Raw genomic sequence first — 17,991 nt, 5'->3', positions numbered from 1 at the left:
CACCGCACTATTGGCGTCGGCAACGCCGTAGGGTCGGCGGCATGGGTAACCGGAGCGCGGTGTTCGTCGGATTGTCGACACTCGATCTGTCCTATGCCGTCGACCGGTATCCGCTCGAGGACACCAAGACTCGCGCGGACGGGCTGTTCCTGGGCGCGGGCGGCCCGGCCGCCAATGCGGCGATGACGCACGCTTTCCTGGCGCATCGCGCGGCGGCCACCGGACGCCACACCAGGCTGGTGACGGCCCTGGGCGAACACGCGCTGGCGGAGCCGATCCGCGCCGATCTCGGCGCACAGCACGTCGAGATCTGGGACGAGGCGCGCGGCGAGACCGCCAGACCGCCGGTCTCGTCGATCGTCGTGGCAGCCGAAACCGGCACCCGCACCATCGTTTCGACCGACGGCTCGGGCATGGACCCGTATCCCAGCCTGGAGTCGCACTACCTGGACGACGCGGACATCGTGCTGGTGGACGCGCACTATCCGCGACTCGCCTTCGAGGCCGCGGACGCCGCACACGGGCTGCCGGTGGTGTTGGACGGCGGACGGTGGCGGGAGGACGTGCACCGGAAACTGCTGCCGGACATCACCATTGCGATCTGCTCGGACGCCTTCGCCCCGCCGGAACTGAGCGCGGGAGACTCCGACGCGGTGATCGACTTCCTGCACGCGGCCGGTCCGCCGCTGGTCGCGATCACGCACGGTGGCGGGCCGATCCGATATTCGACGCCCGACGCACGTGGCGAGATCGAGGTGGCGGGCGGCGGCATCCTCGACACGCTCGGCGCGGGTGACATCCTGCACGGCGCGTTCTGCTTCTTCTCCGCGCAGGGCGAGGATTTCCCAGTGGCGCTGCGCCATGCGGCCGAGGTGGCCAGCTTCTCCTGCCGCTTCCCCGGCACCCGGGAATGGATGCGGCACTTCGACTCTCAGTCGATGCGGTAGCCGCGACCCGCCTTGCGCAACACCAGGTCCGCGCGAGTCCGCGTGGTTTCGACCAGCGCCGCATTGCGCAGATCACTGTGCGTCACTTTGCTTTTCGCCGCCTCAGGGGTACGCCCACCGCGAATATGCCTGCGCAGCAAGCGCTGTTCGATAATCGGCCGGGGCACGTCCAGGTACCAGGTCTCGTCGAGCAATTGCCGCACGCCCGACCAATCCGGATGCGCCCGGTCGTCGAGCAGCAGATAGTTGCCCTCGGTGACCACGATGGTCTGGCGGTCCACAATCACGCCGCCGGGCACGGGTTCGTGAATATCGCGGTCATAGGTCGGCCAGGGCACGGGGGTGCCGGGCTCGGTGTCGCGGATTGTGCGCAGCAGCGCGACATAGCCGGTCGCGTCGAAGGTGTCGGGTTCGCCCTTGCGGTCGAGGATTCCGGCGCTGCGCAGCTGGGAGTTGGTCAGGTGGAAGCCGTCCATGGGAGCGACGTCCGCAATGGTGGTTCCGGCGGCCAGATTCAGTTCATCGCGAATGCCGCGGGCCAGCGTGGATTTCCCCGCGCCGGGCGGCCCCGCGATCCCGAGCAGAAACCGACCGGGATGCCCCTCCGCGCGGCGGCGGACGCGAGCCGCCAACTCCGCCAAGGAGGTTTCGACACTGCCGCGTATCGCCACCCCCCAACCCTACGGGGATTCAGCGCCCGCCTTCGGGAATGGCGCGCACCAGCGCCTGCAGGTCGCCCTCCAGTAGCCGCGAGAGCCGATAGGTGACCACGAAGGCCAGCACCCCGCCCACGCTGAGCCAGCGCAGCGGGACGATCACCAGCCACAGATCCGCGGTGGACACGAAGGTCATGCTCGCGACCCCGAGTAGCGGCACCGACGCCGCGGCGGCCAGATACACATTGGCGCGCCGGGCCAGCGCCGAGAGCTGCCGCCGGTCCGCGGGCCCGACCGAACCGCGTGCCAGCAGTTGTGGATACAGCGACCGCACCGAATACACCATGATCAGGAAGAACGGATAGGCCAGCGCGATCAGCGCGCACACCACCTGCGCGGTGAAGAAGTGCCAGAAGGCGTGATGCGGCAGGTTCGCTCCCGCACCCTCGAGCGCCAGCGGCCAGACGATGCCGGCGATCACCCACATGGCGAACGGAATCCACACCGCCCGCTCCCCCATCAACAGGGTGTCCGCGCGGGCGCGCGCGAGCTGGGCCGGGGTGTACTCGTGGCCGCGGCCGAGTCGGTAGGACACCGTCAGCGGCCGCCGGGCCAGCCACAGCAGCAGCACCGCGGCCAGCGGGAAGGTGATGGCATTGTTCACCAGCGCCACCTGCTCGAAGCGATGCTGATCCACCGTCGAGAGCTCATCCACGATGAGGCTCTTGTTGATTCGCACGTTGTACCAGCTGGCGAGCGCGTTGGGCAGGCCCACGCACAGCGCCGCGATCGGCACCGGCCAGCCCCGCAGTCGCGCCCACAGGCTGTGCGCCGGCGGATCCACCAGATCCCGCGCCCGCGGGTCCAGGCACAGGTCCAGCTGTCCCGCCAGCTGTCCGCCGCTCTGCCAGCGCCGCGATGGCTCGGGCCGCAGGCATTCCAGCAGCACGCGGCGCAGCGCGGCCGGGGTGTCGGCAGGGAGCGTGGCGAGCGCGTCCGGGGGCACGCCCGCCATCCGGCGGGCCAGCATCTGCCGCACGTCGCCGGTGCCGCCCTCGGTGTCATCGAACGGCAGTGCGCCGGTGAGCATCTCCCACAGCACCAAGCCCAAGGAGTAGATGTCACTGCGCGTGTCCGGCAGCGGCGCGGCCGGATCCAGCAGCGCCGCCAGCGCCTCCGGTGACCGATACCGCAGCGCCCCGGCATCTTTCGCGCCCAGCAGGTGCGCGCCGTCGAGTCCCGCGCGCGAATACATCGGCCCCAGTGCGAAATCCGCAAGCTTGGGCACGCCTTCGGCGGTGAAGAGCACATTGCCGGGCCGGATGTCGTGATGCAGCACGCCCTGCCGCTGCCCATGCTCGAGCGCCTCCGCGAGCCGACGCCCCACCCAGGCAACGGTTTCCGGCCAGCTGAACCCGGCGATCTCGGTGCGCACCGGGGACCCGGCGGGGCGGCTCTCGCCCTTCGCCTCCATCGCCGTGTCGATGGCGCGCAGCAGCAGACCGCCGTTCGTGGCGGTCCCGGATTCCTTGCGTACCTGGGCCAGTACTCCCTCGGCGGTGCCGCCGGGCACGTACTGCATGTACAACAGCCGCAAGGGTTTCCCGGTACTGCCGTCGGCGATCAGACGCTGGTCGAAGACGCGCACGATGTGCTGGTGATCGAGCTGTGCGACGGTGTCGGTATCGCTGTCCGCGCCCGCCTCCACCCGAACCGCGACCAACCGCTGCATGGACCGCTGCCGGGCTAGGAACATGCGGCGGCCGTCCCCGCCGCCGAGGTCGGTGAGCAGGTCGAAATCGTCGAGGCGACGGCCGATCTCGATGCCGTCGGGCAGCACCGCGGGCTCCGGCGGCGGGGTCTCGCCGGTGAAGCGCCGCCGGATCTCCGCGGCCGCCTCCGGGTATTCGGCGGTGAAGCTGTCCACGTCCACCGGCCGGAAGCGGCTGCGCGCCACGTACTCCTCGCAGACCAGGTCGGCGTAGCCGGGGCTGGACCCGACCTCCGGGAATTCCTTGCGGTACTCGGCGATCCGCTTTTCCAGCCCGGCGCGCCGCCAGCGCTGCCGCATGTCGACCCGCACCAGATCGGTGAGCACGGCCAGCCGGACGCTCTCGCCGTCGGGCAGATAACCGGCCAGCCGCGGTGGTTCGCCGCGCTCACCCCGCAGGGTGGATTCCCAATCGGCGGCGAAGCGGGACAGGGCCTGCGCCGGCAGTTCGCTCACGATTGCGGACCCACCGTGTTCCCCGCCGCCGGCCGGGTCGGCGCCACCGCGCGTTCCAGTGCGGCCAGGTCGGCCTCGAGCGCGCGGAACATGATGTACACGGCCACGAACGCGGCGATACCGCCCACGCTGAGCACCCGCACCGCGACGATCACCTGCGGGATGTCGTCCGGCGGCAGGAAGGTCACGCCGGCCACCGCGAGCAGCGGAATCGATGCCGCCACCGCCAGATACGTGGTGCAGCGCCGGCCCAGCCGGTGCAGCCAGACGGCGTCCTCAGCGCTGATGTCGCCGTGCCGCAGGAACATCGGATAGATGCAGCGCACCAGATAGAAGGTCACCAGGAAGAACGGGTAGGCCACCGCGATGGCCCCGCACACCACCAGCGACACCAGGAAGTGCACGACCCCGCTCACCGGCAGATCACTCGCGGTGAGTCGCAGCGTGAGCGGGAAGGTGATGCCCGCGATCACCCACAGCGAGAACACCACCGACGAAATGCGTTCTCCCGCCAGCAAGACGTCCGCGCGGGCCCTTCGCAGCGTCTCCGGATCGTATTCGGTGCCCTTGCGCAGTCCGCGCGGCACCACGATCACGTAGCGGCACAGGTACGCGATGACGGCCGCGCCGAGCGGGAAGAACACCAGGTTCACCGTGGCCGTGGTGAGCACGAAGGTGTTCATCGCGGGCCCGGACAGGTGGCTGATGATGAAGGACCGGTTGTGCGCGATGTTGTACAGCGACGCCAGGATGTTCGGTATCGCCACCGCGAGGCTGACCAGCGGAATCAGCCACGGCCGCAAGCGCATCCGCCAGCTGTGCGGTGGCGGGTCGACCAGGTCGCGGGCCCGCTCGTCCAGGCACATGTCGAGTTGTTTGGCCAGCACTGCGCCGTCGGCCCAGCGCTGGTCGCGGTCGGGCGCCAGGCAGGTGAGCAGGACCCGGCGCAGCGCGGCCGGGCAGTCGGGCGGCACCCGGTCGAGGGCCGCGGCCTCGACGCCGCCGCGGCGGCGGTCGAGCATGGCCTCGAGGGTGGTGCGGTCGCCGTGGTCGCCGGGTCCGGCGGTGGTGTCGTCGAAGGGTTTGGCACCGGTGAGCAGCTCCCAGAGCACGACGCCGAGGGAGAAGATGTCGGCGCGGGTATCCAGATCGGCGGCGCTGCGGGTGGTGCCCGGATGGCAGGCCTCGAGCTGTTCGGGGGACATGTAGGACAGCGAACCACCGAAGTAGGAGACCGGGCTGCTGCTCTCCAGATCCCGGCTGAAACTGATATTGAAATCTGCCAGTTTCGGTACGGCCTCGGCGGTGAGCAGCACATTCGCCGGTTTCACATCCCGGTGCAGCACCCCGTGACCGTCCGCGTAATCCAGCGCCTCGGCCAGCCGACGCCCCAGCCACGCAACGGTTTCCGGCCAGCTCAACCCCGCCAGCTCGGCGCGCACGCTGGAATCGGTGGGCCGGATCTCGCCCTTCTCCTCCATTGCCGCGTCCACGGCGTCCAGCAGCAACTGCCCGCTGCGCTGTTCCGGCGGCGTGGCCCGCACCCAGCGCAGCACGCCCAGCAGGGTGCCGCCGGGCAGGAACTGCATGTACAGCAGCCGCAGCCGCCGCCCGGACGCGGTCCGCAGATTCGACATCAGCCGCTGATCGAAGACCCGCACGATGTAGTCGTGGTCGAGCTGGGCCAGCGTCTGCGGTTCGGTGCCGTGGTCGGCGGAGATCTTCACGGCCACCAGGCGTTGCAGGGACCGCTGCCGGGCCAGGAAGACGCGTGCGAAGGCACCGGAACCGAGACTGGTCAGCAGATCGAAATCGTCGATGCGCTGGCCGATTTCGATGTGGTCGAGCAGATCGCCGGTATCCGGCACGCTGATGCCGTCGGTGACCCGGGCGTGTTCGAGCGACGCCGCGATGGACGGCGAGGGCTCCTCGAACAAGGTCACCTCGCCCGGTTCGGGCACCCGCGTGGTGTCACCGTCGACCGGCCGGATGGTGGTCTCGTCCGAGGCCACGCCGGTGGCGGCGAGGCCGGAACCGTCGAGCCCGAAATCACCGCGCGTCGACTCGTCCAACATGGCCCGGTGGGTGCTCTGGTCCTCGTCGTCGGCATTGAGCAGTTCCCGCAGCGCATCCGACTGATGCGGGTATTCGCGCAGGCAGTCGCGTGGATCCACGCGTTCACCGCTGTGGCGGCGGATCACGAACTCCTCGTAGACCAGCCCGGCGGGCAGATCCCGGACGGTGAGTTCGGGGAATTCGGAACAGTATTCGCGCAGGCGTTTGGGCGGCGACGGCTTCCCGCCCGGGCGGCGCAGCCAGCGATGCCGCAGATCCACCCGGATGAGTTCGATCAGCGCGCCGCGGCGCAGGACGGCCGCATCGGGGAGGTAATCGGCGATACGGGGCGGCGCGGCAGCGGTGTCCCAGGCCGTCGCGAACGCGACGACCGCAGCGAATTCCGTTCCGGCCGCATAACCCCCGGAACGATGGTCGGAACCAGAAGTCATGTCCGCACCCATCCGGCTCGGCACGGATGTCGTCGATCCGTACTGTCGATCCTGAAGGTGTCGTGGATTCTCAGATTAAGACAAAGAAGCCGCCACACCCGACACCATCATCCCCGACCAATAGCGGGAATGATAACTTGCGGCTCACGAGCGGATCACCCGATTTCGACACGAAGCGACGGGGGAACACGAGCATGTACGACGAGGGCACGGCGCTGACGGCGGATCACGTCGGCGCCGCCACCGAGGAGGTAGCGGTGGCGAGCACCACGACCGATTCCGACACTCCATCCGAATCCCGTCCGCCCGTGGATCTGACCACGGCCGCCGGCACCGCCGCGGCCGTGCAGCACGGCTCGATCACCCCCGAGGAAGCCGTCGAGGCCGCGCTCGCCCGCATCCGCTCCCGTGATCGAAAGCTGAACGCCTTCAGCCTGGTTCGCGAGGAGGCCGCCCGGATCGAGGCCCGCGCGGTGGCCGAACGCCAGGATCTCGACATCCTGCCGCTGGCGGGCGTGCCGATCGCGGTGAAGAACAATATCGACGTGGCGGGCGACGTGACCCGCGGCGGCTCGCTGTCGGGCTCCGACACCGCCGCCACCGCCGATCACGAGGTGGTGCGGCGACTACGCGCGGCCGGCGCGGTGATCGTCGGCCTCACCCATGTCCCCGAATTCGGGCTCTGGGGCGCGACGGACGGCCCGGGCAGCATCACCCGCAGCCCGTGGAACACCCGCTACTCCGCCGGTGGCTCGTCGGGTGGTTCCGGTGCGGCCGTCGGTTCCGGCATGGTCGCCATCGCGCACGGCAACGACGGTCTCGGCTCGGTCCGCATTCCGGCCGCCTGCAACGGGGTGGTGGGCCTCAAGCCCGGCCGCGGCCTGGTGCCCTCGGAGGTGGGTGTGGACTCGTGGGGCGGGATGACCGAGAACGGTGTCCTCGCAACGACTGTCGCGGATACCGCGCTCATGCTCTCGGTGCTCGCCGACCGTCCCGATCTGGCCGATCTGGAGACGCCCTCGACGCTGCGCATCGGCCTGGCCACGGGTGCGCCGCTGCCGCTCACCCATATCGACCTGGCCTGGACCGCCGCCGCCGACAAGGCCGCCGCGGCCGCCTCGCGCGCGGGCCACATCATCGGCGTCGCCGAATTGCCTTATCAGGGCGCGACTTTCGCCCTGATGCTGCGATGGCTCGGCAATGCCGCCCGCGAGGCCGCCACCGTTCCGCACCCGGATCGGCTGCAGCGCCGCACCCGCACCCACGTGGCGCTGGGCAAGGCGGTGCTGAAGTCGGGGCTGCTGCGGCCGTCGCAGGTGGATCGGGTGGAGGCCCGGCTGCTGGACTACTTCGAGCGCTACGACGTGGTGATCACTCCGACGCTGGCCACCCCGGCCCCGCGCGCCCGACGCTGGCATTCCCGGCCGTGGCTGGCGAATGTCCTTGCCAACGTGCGGTTCTCGCCGTTCACGCCGGTCTGGAATCTGGTCGGCTGGCCCGCCCTGTCCATTCCGATGGGTCTGCACCCGCGCACCGGGACACCGGTGGCCGCGCAGATCGCGGGCCCGCCCGGCAGCGAATCGACCATCCTGCGCCTGGCCGCGCAGATCGAGGCGGCCCACCCGTGGGAGCGGCTCGCCCCGTGACAACGCGAAACCCTTAGCAACGCGAAAACGCCCGCGCGGATGGCGGCAACCTCCGACTCTCTGCCGCCACCCGATGCGGGCGTTCGTGTTTCGTGCGGTCGTCTCGCTACTGCGCGGCGACCGGTTCCTTGCTGTCGGCGAAGCCGCCTTCGAGCACGCGGGCCGCGAACTCGAGGATGGTCGGCCGGTCGTCGTCGGCGCGCCAGGCGACCGCGAGCTCACACGGCGCGAGACCGGTCAGCGGGCGGGCGGTCAGGCCGGGCCAGCGATACATGGGGACGTTGTTCTCGGCGAGCAGGCACACGCCCAGGCCGAGGCTGACGGCCTCGAGGCGCTCTTCGGCAGTGGCCGCCTCGGCGCCGATCTTGGCCTGCCGGCCGCCGCGGGCGTCCGCGCCGAGCCAGAAGTCGCGGGCCGCACCGGCTTCGGCGGGCATCGCGATGAACGGCTCGTCGATCAGGTCGGCGAAGTCGATGCTCTCCTGATTGGCCAGCGCGTGGTTCTCCGACAGCAGCACCCAGCGCGGCTCGGTACGCAACACCTGCCACCGGTAGCGGCTGGTGTCGGGTACGGGCAGCCACATGAGCGCCAGGTCCGCCTGTCGCCCGGCCAGGCCACTGGACGGGTCGGTCCAGGACGCGGAGTGCAGGGCGAGCCGGTGGCCGCTGGCGCTCTCCAGGTCGGTGATCAGGCCGCGCCCGATGGAGGACTGGATGCCGACGCGCAGCACCTCACCGGCCTCCTGCAGGGCGACATTGGTGACTTCCCACAGCTCCAAGATCTTCCGCGCGCCTTCGAGCAATTCCTTGCCGGCGACGGTCAGGGCCACGCTGCGCTGATTGCGGTCGAACAGCACGACGTCGAGCTGGCGCTCCAGCTGACGAATCTGTCGAGACAGGGTGGGCTGTGCGATGTGGAGCCGCTGGGCGGCGTTGGTGAAATGCAGTTCCTCAGCGACAGCGACGAAATACCGCAGGTCGCGCAAATGCGGGTCCATAGCCCCTTGCTATCAGAATCGGTCTTGATTTTCCAGCCGTATCCGACCCGAAAGTTTGCAACAGGATCAGAAAACAGCCGTCAGGTTTGTTACGGACAGCATAAGGCGCGGGCGAGGCATTCTGTTAACCGGATCCGCGAATTCCTGGCCAATCAGCCCGAATCCTCGCCCCGATCCCAAGCGAACGCTTGACCAGGGATTAAGGAAACGGCAACCCGAACCGGCAATCCGTGCGCTGACCGGTCGCGGACTTCCAGCAACGGCAGCCGTTTCGGGCCGGAACCTCAAACCAGGCCCCTCAGTGAGATTCGTCACATCAACGTCGAAAGCCGCCCCAAATCACGGGACGGCCTTCGTGTCAAGATCTCGAAAGTTGGATTTATCCGCCGTAGACCTTCGGGTCCAGGGTGCCGATGTAGGGCAGATCGCGGTAGCGCTCGGCGTAATCCAGGCCGTAGCCGACCACGAACTCGTTCGGAATGTCGAAGCCGACGGCCATCACGTCCACCTGGGTGCGCAGCGCATCGGGCTTGCGCAGCAGGGTGACGACCTCCAGCGAGGCCGGGTTGCGGCTGGACAGGTTGCGCAGCAGCCACGACAGCGTCAGACCGGAGTCGATGATGTCCTCGACGATCAGCACATTGCGGCCCGCGATGTCCTTGTCCAGGTCCTTCATGATGCGCACGACGCCCGAGGAGGACGTGGAGGACCCGTAGGACGAGACCGCCATGAACTCCATCTGGGTCGGCACGGTGAGCTTCTTGGCCAGATCGGTCATGAAGAAGATCGCGCCCTTGAGCACGCCCACCAGCAGCAGGTCGCCCTCGGGGGCATCCGCGGGATAGCGCTTGGCGACCAGTTCGGCGAGTTCCTCGACCTTGCTGGCGATCTCTTCCTCGCTGATCAGCACCGACGCGATGTCGTCCCCGTACACGTCCGCTGGTATCCCTTCAGTGATGTGTCGAACCGGCTGCGCGGCTGCGCGCGCGGGTTCACTCCGACCTGAGTATGAGCCTGCCATGTTCACGCGCGGCAACCAACCTGGTCCCGCTGGGTGAACCGCCGACCGCGACACCACCCTGCCCACGCCATTGTGTGACCAGCGCCTCGACCGCCCGTAAATTACTGTCCGTCAATGATTTTGCGCCACGCTCCAGCAGCCAGGCGCGAATGACGCGGCGACGCAGCGCCGGCGCGGCAGTGGCGAGCGTCTCGATTCGCAGCGCGTCGCCCTCCCGCGCGTCGCCCAGCAACCCGCTGGCGAGCCCGTCCAGGGCCTCCCCGTCCTCCCGCAATTGCGTCGCCGTGCGTGCCAGCGCGGCCGCCACCCCACCCCCGAGCACGTCCTCCAGGAGCGGCAGAACTTCGTTGCGCAGCCGCACCCGCGTGAACTCCGGGGCGCTGTTGTGCGGATCCTCCCAGGGCGTGATCCCCAGATCCGCGCACAGTTGCCGCGTCACCTCCCGCCGCACCGCGAGCAGCGGCCGCCCCCACGGATCGTCGAATTCGGCCATGCCCTGAATCGACCGCGCCCCCGACCCGCGAGCCAGCCCGAGCAGGACGGTCTCGGCCTGGTCATCGAGCGTGTGCCCGAACAACACCGGAAGACCCTGCCGCGCATCGTCCAAGGCGTCGTAGCGAGCGCGGCGGGCCGCCGCTTCCAGGCCACCCGGTTCCGAACGTTCGACCACCACCGCCAAAACGTGCGCCGACCGGCAGCCCGATCTCAACGCCACCGCCGCCGCCTCGGCCGCCACGTCCGCCGAGCCCGCTTGCAGCCCATGGTCGACGATCAGGGCGTCGACGACATCGGCCTCCGCGCAGGCGGCGGCCATCAGTGCCAGCGAATCCGCCCCGCCCGACAGGGCCACCGCGACCACGCCCTCGGGCGCGTACCGCGCCAGCCAGTCCCGCACGGCACGCCGCAGCTCCAGCGCGGCGCGCGTCTCGGGCAGGCGAGGCCGATCAGTCACGCCCAGATGGTCGCACGAGGTCGGACCTCAGCCGAGAACGCGGCTCACCCAACGCTGCGGTTCGCTGATTTCGTCTGTGCGGGGCAGGGTTTCGGGGCTGGTCCAGATGGTGTTGAAGCGTTCCATGCCGACGGTGTCGACGACCTCGTCGACGAAGGCCTTGCCGCGCACGTACTGGGCGATCTTGGCGTCCATGCCGAGCAGGGCGCGGAGTAGTCGCTGGATGGGGTTGGCGGGGCGCTTGCGGCGCTGGTCGAAGGCAGCGCGAATGCGGGCGACCGAGGGAACGACGGCGGGTCCGACCGCGTCCATGACGTGATCGGCGTGGCCTTCGAGCAGGGTGCCGAGCATGATCAGCCGGTCGAGGGCGTCGCGCTGGGGTTCGGCCTGGGTGGCGCGCAGCAGTCCGATGACGCCGCCCGCCGGATCCTCGATGCCCTTGCGCCGGGCCTGCACGGCCTCCAGCAGCCGGGCCGCCATATCGGCGAGCGGTTCGTCCCCGGTCTCGCCGAGCGTCTCCACATTGCTGCGCATGTAGTCGGCGATCCAAGGGGCAGAGGAGAACTGGACCCGGTGGGTGACCTCGTGCAGGCACACCCAGAGCCGGAAGTCGCTGGGCTGCACACCGAGTGCGCGTTCCACCGCCATGATGTTGGGCGCGACCAGCAGCAGGGTGCCATCCGGCCCGGTGAACGGGTCGTACTGGCCGAGGATGGCGGTGGACAGGAAGGCCAGCATGGCCCCGGCCTGCAAGCCCGCCGGTTTGCCGACGAACTTGGCCGCGCCCGGCTCGACGCCGCTGCCGGTGAGGTGCGCCATGGAGTCGGCGGCCGCGCGAATCCAGCCGGGCCGGTCCACGATCAGCGCGTCCGGCACCACCGAGCCGTCGTCCAGGCCGCTGACTTCGCGCACCGGTCCCTCGGCGCGTACCGAGGCGGAGGCGAGTTCGGCCACCGCCTGCTCGGCCGAGTACCGGGAGGTGCGCGGCCCGGCGGGCACCAGCGCGGCCCCGGTGCGGGCGGCCATGTTCCAGTCGACGACGCCGGTCAGCGTGGTGCGCCGCCGCTCGGTCAGCTCACGACCTTCGGAATCGATGGGGGCCGAAGGGTTTTCGGGTCCGGTCATAGTCATCCACCCGTCAGGAGCAGCCACAGTTGCGCAGTGCGTTGGCGACGGCGTCCAGCGCGGGTCGGCTCACCTCGGGCGGCCGATCGTTCGACATCAGGGCGAACGTCAGGACACGTCCGTCGCGGTCCAGCACATAACCCACCAACGCACTCGATACGGACAGAGTTCCTGTTTTGGCGCGAATCCAACCCGCCCCGTCGCGATCCCGGTCCACATATCGGCTCGCGAGGGAGCCGGTACCGCCCGCGACCGGCAGGTAGTCCAGCAGCGGGGCCAGCGGGGAGCCGCTGGGCTTGTCCGCGGCCGGGTCGGCGGTCGAAGTGCCTTGCGCACCGGCATTGTCGGGCAGCGCGGCGACCGTCAGCACCCGGTTGAGCAGGCGCGGCGGAATGTGGTCCTCGGTCGAAAGTCCGCTGTTGTCCGACATTTTCAGGCCGGTCAGGTCGAAGCCCGCGGCCTGCAGCACGGTCGACATGGCGGTGTCCGCGCCGGTGAAGGAGGCTTCCTGCCCGCCCGCGACGGCGATCTCGCGGCCGATGGCTTCGGCGAGCACATTGTCGGAGTGCACCATGGCCTGCAGCATGCGTTCGCGCAGCGGCGCGGACTGCACGGCGGCGATCTGCGTGGCGGTGGCCGGGGCGTTGCCCATCGTCACCTTCGCCGGGTCAACGCCGAGCTCGGTGGCAAGTTTCTTGCCCGCGTCCAGCGCGGGAGTGGCTGTGCGCGGCGAATATTCGACCAGCGGGTCCAACCGACCACCGTCGATCATCACCGGGTCCAGGGGCGCGATGGAGCCGCCCGCGATATCGGAGGTCTCCCAGCCGGGCGCGAAGTTCGGTCCGGTGTAGGCGGAGGTGTCCACCAGGATCGAGTCGACCCGCTGCCCGGAGCTCTTGATCTGCGCGACCAGGTCTTGCAGTCGCGGCGCGTCCGGGTAGTAGCCCTTGCCGTCCGGCTGCGCGGTGATGGTCGGATCGCCGCCGCCGACCAGCACGATCTGGCCGGGCGTCGCACCGGTGACCACCTTGGTGGTGACCCGATGATCGGAGGGCAGTGCCAGCAGTCCGGCCGCGGTGGTGAGGATCTTGGCGGTGGAGGACGGAATCATCCCCTTGTCCGCGTCCATGGTCCACAGCACCTTGCCGGAGTCGCCGTCGGACACCGAGGCCGCGAAGATCCCCAGGTCCGGATTGCCGACCACGGGCCCGAGCGCGGCCGCCAGCCCACTCGCGGTGGCCGCGGGTGCGGTCACCGGTGCGGGCGCGACCTGCGGGATGGGCTTCACGGGTGCGGGCGGGGCGGCGACGGTCAAGCCCCCGTGCCGGAATTCCTCGGTCCACGGCTTCAGGATCAGGGCCACCGATCCGGCCGCCACCAACACCAGGACCAGCACCAACGACACCAGGATCCAGGTTCTGCGCCGCCGTTTGGCCTCCAGACCACCGACGTTCTGCTTGTTCCGACCAAACACCTGCCGCTGTCTCCCTGATACCTGTGGTGGGGCCATGGCTACTGCTCGCCGGCCCCGGGACGTCCCTCCGAACCCACACACTCGCGGTCCACACTATCCTCGTTGCGCAGTCGTTCCCCCGAACGAGCTGGCGAGTCGGCAGCCCTACCGCCCACAGAAGGAGATGACGTGGAGTTCGACGTCACCATCGAGATCCCCCGGGGTCAGCGCAACAAGTACGAGGTCGATCACGAGACCGGGCGGGTGCGTCTGGACCGCTACCTCTACACGCCGATGATGTACCCGGCCGACTACGGCTACATCGAGAACACCCTCGGCGGCGACGGCGACCCGTTGGACTGCATGGTGCTGCTGCCCGAGCCCGTGTACCCGGGCGTCCTGGTCGAGGCCCGCCCGGTCGGCGTGCTGATCATGAGCGACGAGGCCGGCACCGACGAGAAGCTGGTCGCGGTCCCGAACAAGGACAAGCGCTGGGATCACATCCAGGACGTCGAGGACATCCCGGAGTTCCAGCGCAAGGAGATCGCGCACTTCTTCGAGCGCTACAAGGACCTGGAGCCCGGCAAGTGGGTCAAGGTCGAGGGCTGGGAGAACCGCGCGAAGGCGGAGAAGCTGGTCGACGAGGCGTACGCCCGCTTGAAGGAGCAGGGCGGCCACTAGGCCACCGATGGTCGAGGGGCGGCACGGATTCCGTGTCGCCCCTTCGCTTTACCCCTCCGCGCTGGTGAGTCCGGCGGTGGTGCGCAGCGGCACCTCGCGCCAGAACAGGACCAGCACGAACGCCACCAGAGTGACCGACGAGGTGGTCAGGAAGACGGTGGACAGTGATTCCGCGAAACCGACCTTGACCGGGTGGTTACGGATATTCGGCCCGAGTCGATCGAGCAGGATCGATCCGGTAATGCCCGGTGCGCGAGATCAATTGGCCCGACACCACCGAGCCGATCATCATGCCCAGCACCATGGGAATCATCTGCAGGCCGCCGGCCATCGGCGTCGTGCCGCGATCGGCCTGCAAATACTGTGGCAGCAGCAGGATTCCACCGGAGCTGCCCGCGCCGACCACGAACGAGATGACCACGCCCAGCGCGAAGGTGCGATTGCGGAAGATGCGCAGCGGCACCAGCGCCGCATCCCCCAGCGCGGCCTCGACCAGCCCGAAGCCGATCACCCCGAGCACGCCGATGCCGTGGCAGAGCAGCGCTTTCGCACTGGTCCACCCCCATTCGCGGCCCTGCTGGGCCACGATCAGCAGCGGACTCATGGCGACGATCAGCGCCAGCGCGCCCCAATAGTCCACGCGGTCACGGGATTTCACGCGTGGCGGTAGTTGCAGCACCCGTCTCACCACGAACAGTGCGAACAGTCCGATGGGCACATTCACCAGGAACACCCACCGCCACCCCGCGATCCCGAGAATGCTCTGCTGCCCGGCGAACAGACCGCCCAGCACCGGCCCGATCACGCTGGAAGTGACGAACACAGCCAGCAAATAGCCCTGGTACCTGGATCCTTCGCGTGGGCCGACGATATCGCCGACGATGGTGAGCGCCAATGAAACCAGCCCACCCGCGCCCAAGCCCTGCAGGGCGCGGAACGCCGCGAGTTCGTCCATGGATTGCGCGAAGGTGCACAGCAGCGATCCCGTCACGAAGATCGTGATCGACGCCAGGTAGAAGGGCTTGCGCCCGTATATATCCGAGAGTTTGCCGTACAGCGGCGTGGCCAGCGTGGCGGTGATCAGATATGCGGTGGTCGCCCACACCTGGAGCGAATATCCGTGGAGGTCATCGGCAATGGTGCGAATGGCTGTCGCAACAATGGTCTGGTCGAGCGCCGCCAGCAAGACCCCCAACAGCAATCCGCTGAGAATCACCACTATCTGCCGATGGGTGAAGTCGCCCTCGCCGGTCGACTCGCTCACCTCGGATGTAGCCATGGTCAAACCTCCGGTGTCCGCCCAACGATAGGGCGGTAACCGGAGGTCCGTGATCTTTTTTTACTCGAAACCCGAAGGGCTACTTGCCCTTGAAGTCGGGGTCGCGCTTCTCGAAGACGGCCTGGATCGCCTCGGTCAGGTCCTCCGACGGCAGGAACGCGGAGTTCCACACCGACACGTACCGCAGCCCGTCGGCGACCTTGCCGCGCTTGGGCTGGTCCAGCACGTCCTTGATGCCCTGCACGACCAGCGGCGGGTTGACCGCGATCTCGCGGGCCAGCGCGTGGGCGGCGTCCAGCACGGCGTCCTGATCGTCGAAGACGTCGTTGATCAGCCCGATCTTCTCCGCACGCGCCGCGTCGATGTCCTTGCCGGTGTAGGCGAGTTCGCGCAGGTGCCCCTCGCCGATGATGCCCGGCAGCCGGTGCAGCGAGCCGATGTCGGCGACGATGGCGACCTTCGCCTCGCGCAGGCTGAACTTGGCGTCGGCGCTGGCCAGCCGGATGTCGGCGGCCGCGATCAGGTCGAGCCCACCACCGATGCACCAGCCCGAGATGGCGGCGATGACCGGCTTGGTGCAGTCGGCGACCGCGGTGACCGAGTCCTGCATGCTGCGCACGTGCTTGAGGAAGTCGGTGCGCGGCGCGGCCAGGGCCTTGTCGGCCAGCAGCGGACCGAACAGCGGGCTCATGGCCGGCAGGTCCAGGCCGTAGGAGAAGTGCTTGCCGGATCCGGTGAGCACGATGGCCCGGACCTCGGGGTCGGCGTCGAGTTCGCCGAAGATGATCGGCAGCTCGCGCCAGAAGTCGGGGCCCATGGCATTGCCCTTGCCGGGACCGGTGAGTGTCACCTGGGCGATGTGGTCCTTGCTTTCGACGACGAAAGCCTTCCATTCGGTCATCGGTCCAGCGTATCGGGGGTGTGGGAGGCCCGGCGGTCCGGTGTAAATCCTGTGCTAAATCTGCTGCGTCCCACTGCCTTCCGGACCGCCGCGGCCGCACGATTAGCGGGTCCGCACAATCAGCGCTTCCCGTTTGTGAGGCATGATGTTGATGCATCACGGAATCGGCCTGGACCGGTTCAATTCCCTCTCGCGCGCCCGCGCCATCCACGCCCTGTACGAATGCTGCTGCAATGTCACCTGGGCACAGAAGATCGCCGACGGCCGGCCCTATCCAGGTCACGCTGCATTGCAGACCGCCGCCGCGGCGGAACTGCACGCGCTGTCCGCAGTGGACCTGGATCGGGTGTTCGATTCCTGTGTGCACGAGCAGGTTTCGGAGCACACGATCGACGAGCTGAGACCGGTCGTGCGCGCCCGCATTCGCGAGCTGCTGGGACCGGAGGAGGGCTACCCCGACTACTGATCCCCGGCACATCCACCGCAATCGCTCTACCCTGGTTGCCATGCGCAGGTCGCTGCCACCCGTCGCGTCGAAGGTTTCCGACACCTTGATCGCACGCGGCCATCACGGGGTGATCATCACTCAGCCCAGTCCCACCCATACCGCGCAGGAAGCCGCCGAGGCGCTCGGCGTGACCGTCGGGGCGATCACCAAATCGCTGGTCTTCCTGCTCGACGACGATCCCGTCCTGCTGCTGGTCTCCGGCTCGCACCAGGTGCACCTCGACCGCACCGGGGAGCGACTCGAGGGCACGCTGACGCGCGCACCCGCGGCAATGGTCCGCGAGGTGACCGGGCAGCCCATCGGCGGCGTCGCCCCGCTCGGGCATCCCACCAATCTGCCCACCTTCGTCGACAACGCGCTGGCGGTGCACCGGGAGCTGTGGGCGGCGGGCGGGCATCCGAACACGGTGTTCCGCACGACCTTCGGGGAGTTGGTGCGGATCACGGCGGGGCTGGCCATCGACGTGGATTGAGCGTGAACAGTTGAGCGATTTCTTACAGCGTGGAATAACCGGGCGCTCGACCACGTAGGTTCGTGACGTGAGTGATTCACCGACGCCCGGCACCGAGCTACACGTGCCCGACGATCTGAGCGGCATTACCGCGCAGCAGTATCGCGCCGCGATGCGGCACTATCCGGCGGGCGTCACCATCGTCACCCTGAACTCCAAGAACGGGCCGGTCGGTTTCACTGCCACCTCGTTCGCCTCGCTCTCCGCGCAGCCGCCGCTCATCTCGTTCAATATCGCCGAGACGTCGTCCAGCATCGAGGCCATGCTGCGCGCGGAATCCTTGGTCGTGCACTTCCTGGGCGAGCATCAGAAGCATCTGGCCCAGCGTTTCAGTCGCGCCGCCGAAGACCGCTTCACCGATCGATCGCTGTGGACGACGCTGCCCACCGGCGAGCCGGTGCTGCACGGCACCCCGATCTGGGTGCGCGCCACCGTGCATCAACTGCTCCCGATCGGCGATCACACGCTGGTCATCGGCCTGGTCACCCAGGTGCACGACAACACCGAGGACTCCCCCGCGGTCGGGCCGCTGGTGTACTACAACGGCGTCTACCATCGCGCCGAGATCGCCGACTGACCG

15 protein-coding genes and 1 pseudogene are annotated in these 17,991 nt (G+C 68.7%); 6 read left to right on the top strand and 10 right to left on the bottom strand.

Annotated features, from left to right (window positions below; translation table 11 throughout):
• Positions 1-41: 41 nt before the first annotated feature.
• Positions 42-947, top strand: a complete 906-nt coding sequence (locus tag ACYVN4_RS17170) for a PfkB family carbohydrate kinase (protein WP_460722141.1) — start codon at positions 42-44, stop codon at positions 945-947.
• Here the strand turns inward: ACYVN4_RS17170 and ACYVN4_RS17165 are convergent.
• Genes ACYVN4_RS17165 through ACYVN4_RS17155 form a run of 3 tightly spaced genes read right to left on the bottom strand, consistent with a single transcriptional unit; the run spans position 932 to position 6,337 of the window.
• The gene (locus tag ACYVN4_RS17165) at positions 932-1,618 is read right to left on the bottom strand and encodes a nucleoside/nucleotide kinase family protein (RefSeq protein WP_460722139.1); all 687 of its coding nucleotides are present in this window, start codon (positions 1,616-1,618) and stop codon (positions 932-934) included. The genes ACYVN4_RS17170 and ACYVN4_RS17165 overlap by 16 nt on opposite strands.
• A 19-nt stretch (positions 1,619-1,637) precedes the next feature.
• The gene (locus ACYVN4_RS17160) at positions 1,638-3,830 is read right to left on the bottom strand and encodes a protein kinase domain-containing protein (protein WP_460722137.1); all 2,193 of its coding nucleotides are present in this window, start codon (positions 3,828-3,830) and stop codon (positions 1,638-1,640) included.
• Entirely contained in the window at positions 3,827-6,337 is a 2,511-nt protein-coding gene (locus ACYVN4_RS17155) for a protein kinase domain-containing protein (RefSeq protein ID WP_460722135.1), read from the bottom strand. The genes ACYVN4_RS17160 and ACYVN4_RS17155 overlap by 4 nt, the downstream gene beginning before the upstream one ends.
• Positions 6,338-6,531: 194 nt before the next feature.
• Between ACYVN4_RS17155 and ACYVN4_RS17150 the strand changes: the two genes are divergently transcribed.
• A complete protein-coding gene (locus tag ACYVN4_RS17150) occupies positions 6,532-7,983 on the top strand; it encodes an amidase (RefSeq protein WP_460722133.1) in 1,452 nt (483 codons plus the stop codon).
• A 106-nt stretch (positions 7,984-8,089) separates the two neighbouring features.
• Here the strand turns inward: ACYVN4_RS17150 and ACYVN4_RS17145 are convergent, their stop codons facing one another.
• The 5 genes from ACYVN4_RS17145 to dacB form a co-directional block, all read right to left on the bottom strand.
• Positions 8,090-8,980 carry a LysR family transcriptional regulator gene (locus tag ACYVN4_RS17145; protein ID WP_460722131.1) on the bottom strand — a complete coding sequence of 297 codons (891 nt, stop codon included), beginning with the start codon at positions 8,978-8,980 and terminating at the stop codon, positions 8,090-8,092.
• Between the two features lie 379 nt (positions 8,981-9,359).
• Entirely contained in the window at positions 9,360-9,914 is a 555-nt protein-coding gene (hpt, locus tag ACYVN4_RS17140; protein ID WP_379354686.1) for a hypoxanthine phosphoribosyltransferase, read from the bottom strand.
• A 58-nt stretch (positions 9,915-9,972) separates the two neighbouring features.
• Entirely contained in the window at positions 9,973-10,953 is a 981-nt protein-coding gene (tilS, locus tag ACYVN4_RS17135; RefSeq protein WP_460722129.1) for a tRNA lysidine(34) synthetase TilS, read from the bottom strand.
• Positions 10,954-10,980: 27 nt separating this feature from the next.
• On the bottom strand, positions 10,981-11,979 hold the full coding sequence (locus tag ACYVN4_RS17130) for a zinc-dependent metalloprotease (RefSeq protein ID WP_460722726.1): 999 nt from the start codon (positions 11,977-11,979) through the stop codon (positions 10,981-10,983).
• 112 nt (positions 11,980-12,091) lie between these two features.
• Positions 12,092-13,588 carry a D-alanyl-D-alanine carboxypeptidase/D-alanyl-D-alanine endopeptidase gene (gene dacB / locus ACYVN4_RS17125; RefSeq protein WP_460722127.1) on the bottom strand — a complete coding sequence of 499 codons (1,497 nt, stop codon included), beginning with the start codon at positions 13,586-13,588 and terminating at the stop codon, positions 12,092-12,094.
• 132 nt (positions 13,589-13,720) lie between these two features.
• Here dacB and ppa point away from each other — a divergent pair, with 132 nt between their 5' ends.
• Positions 13,721-14,212, top strand: a complete 492-nt coding sequence (ppa, locus tag ACYVN4_RS17120) for an inorganic diphosphatase (protein WP_379354692.1) — start codon at positions 13,721-13,723, stop codon at positions 14,210-14,212.
• Between the two features lie 214 nt (positions 14,213-14,426).
• Here ppa and ACYVN4_RS17115 read toward each other — a convergent pair.
• Positions 14,427-15,491, bottom strand: a pseudogene (locus ACYVN4_RS17115) (MFS transporter); the annotation flags it as partial.
• A gap of 79 nt (positions 15,492-15,570) precedes the next feature.
• A complete protein-coding gene (locus ACYVN4_RS17110) occupies positions 15,571-16,392 on the bottom strand; it encodes a crotonase/enoyl-CoA hydratase family protein (RefSeq protein WP_460722125.1) in 822 nt (273 codons plus the stop codon).
• Positions 16,393-16,543: 151 nt separating this feature from the next.
• Between ACYVN4_RS17110 and ACYVN4_RS17105 the strand changes: the two genes are divergently transcribed.
• From ACYVN4_RS17105 to ACYVN4_RS17095, 3 genes are all read left to right on the top strand, one after another.
• Positions 16,544-16,858 carry a 2-oxo-4-hydroxy-4-carboxy-5-ureidoimidazoline decarboxylase gene (locus tag ACYVN4_RS17105; RefSeq protein WP_460722123.1) on the top strand — a complete coding sequence of 105 codons (315 nt, stop codon included), beginning with the start codon at positions 16,544-16,546 and terminating at the stop codon, positions 16,856-16,858.
• Between the two features lie 40 nt (positions 16,859-16,898).
• Positions 16,899-17,372, top strand: a complete 474-nt coding sequence (locus tag ACYVN4_RS17100) for a YbaK/EbsC family protein (protein ID WP_460722121.1) — start codon at positions 16,899-16,901, stop codon at positions 17,370-17,372.
• Between the two features lie 67 nt (positions 17,373-17,439).
• Positions 17,440-17,988, top strand: coding sequence for a flavin reductase family protein (locus ACYVN4_RS17095; protein ID WP_460722119.1), 549 nt, complete (start codon positions 17,440-17,442; stop codon positions 17,986-17,988).
• Positions 17,989-17,991: the final 3 nt, after the last annotated feature.

This window comes from Nocardia heshunensis (assembly GCF_054782115.1).
The sequence above is the reverse complement of the archived record's forward strand: the minus strand, read 5'-3'. Positions and strand labels throughout refer to the sequence as shown.

Excerpts from the sequence above, each read along its gene's own strand:
- ACYVN4_RS17170 (WP_460722141.1), top strand. The coding sequence starts at position 42 with ATGGGTAACCGGAGCGCGGTGTTCGTCGGATTGTCGACACTCGATCTG.
- ACYVN4_RS17155 (WP_460722135.1), bottom strand. The coding sequence starts at position 6,337 with ATGACTTCTGGTTCCGACCATCGTTCCGGGGGTTATGCGGCCGGAACG.
- ACYVN4_RS17150 (WP_460722133.1), top strand. The coding sequence starts at position 6,532 with ATGTACGACGAGGGCACGGCGCTGACGGCGGATCACGTCGGCGCCGCC.
- ACYVN4_RS17145 (WP_460722131.1), bottom strand. The coding sequence starts at position 8,980 with ATGGACCCGCATTTGCGCGACCTGCGGTATTTCGTCGCTGTCGCTGAG.
- ACYVN4_RS17130 (WP_460722726.1), bottom strand. The coding sequence starts at position 11,979 with ATGGCCGCCCGCACCGGGGCCGCGCTGGTGCCCGCCGGGCCGCGCACC.
- dacB (WP_460722127.1), bottom strand. The coding sequence starts at position 13,588 with ATGGCCCCACCACAGGTATCAGGGAGACAGCGGCAGGTGTTTGGTCGG.
- ACYVN4_RS17110 (WP_460722125.1), bottom strand. The coding sequence starts at position 16,392 with ATGACCGAATGGAAGGCTTTCGTCGTCGAAAGCAAGGACCACATCGCC.
- ACYVN4_RS17105 (WP_460722123.1), top strand. The coding sequence starts at position 16,544 with ATGCATCACGGAATCGGCCTGGACCGGTTCAATTCCCTCTCGCGCGCC.
- ACYVN4_RS17100 (WP_460722121.1), top strand. The coding sequence starts at position 16,899 with ATGCGCAGGTCGCTGCCACCCGTCGCGTCGAAGGTTTCCGACACCTTG.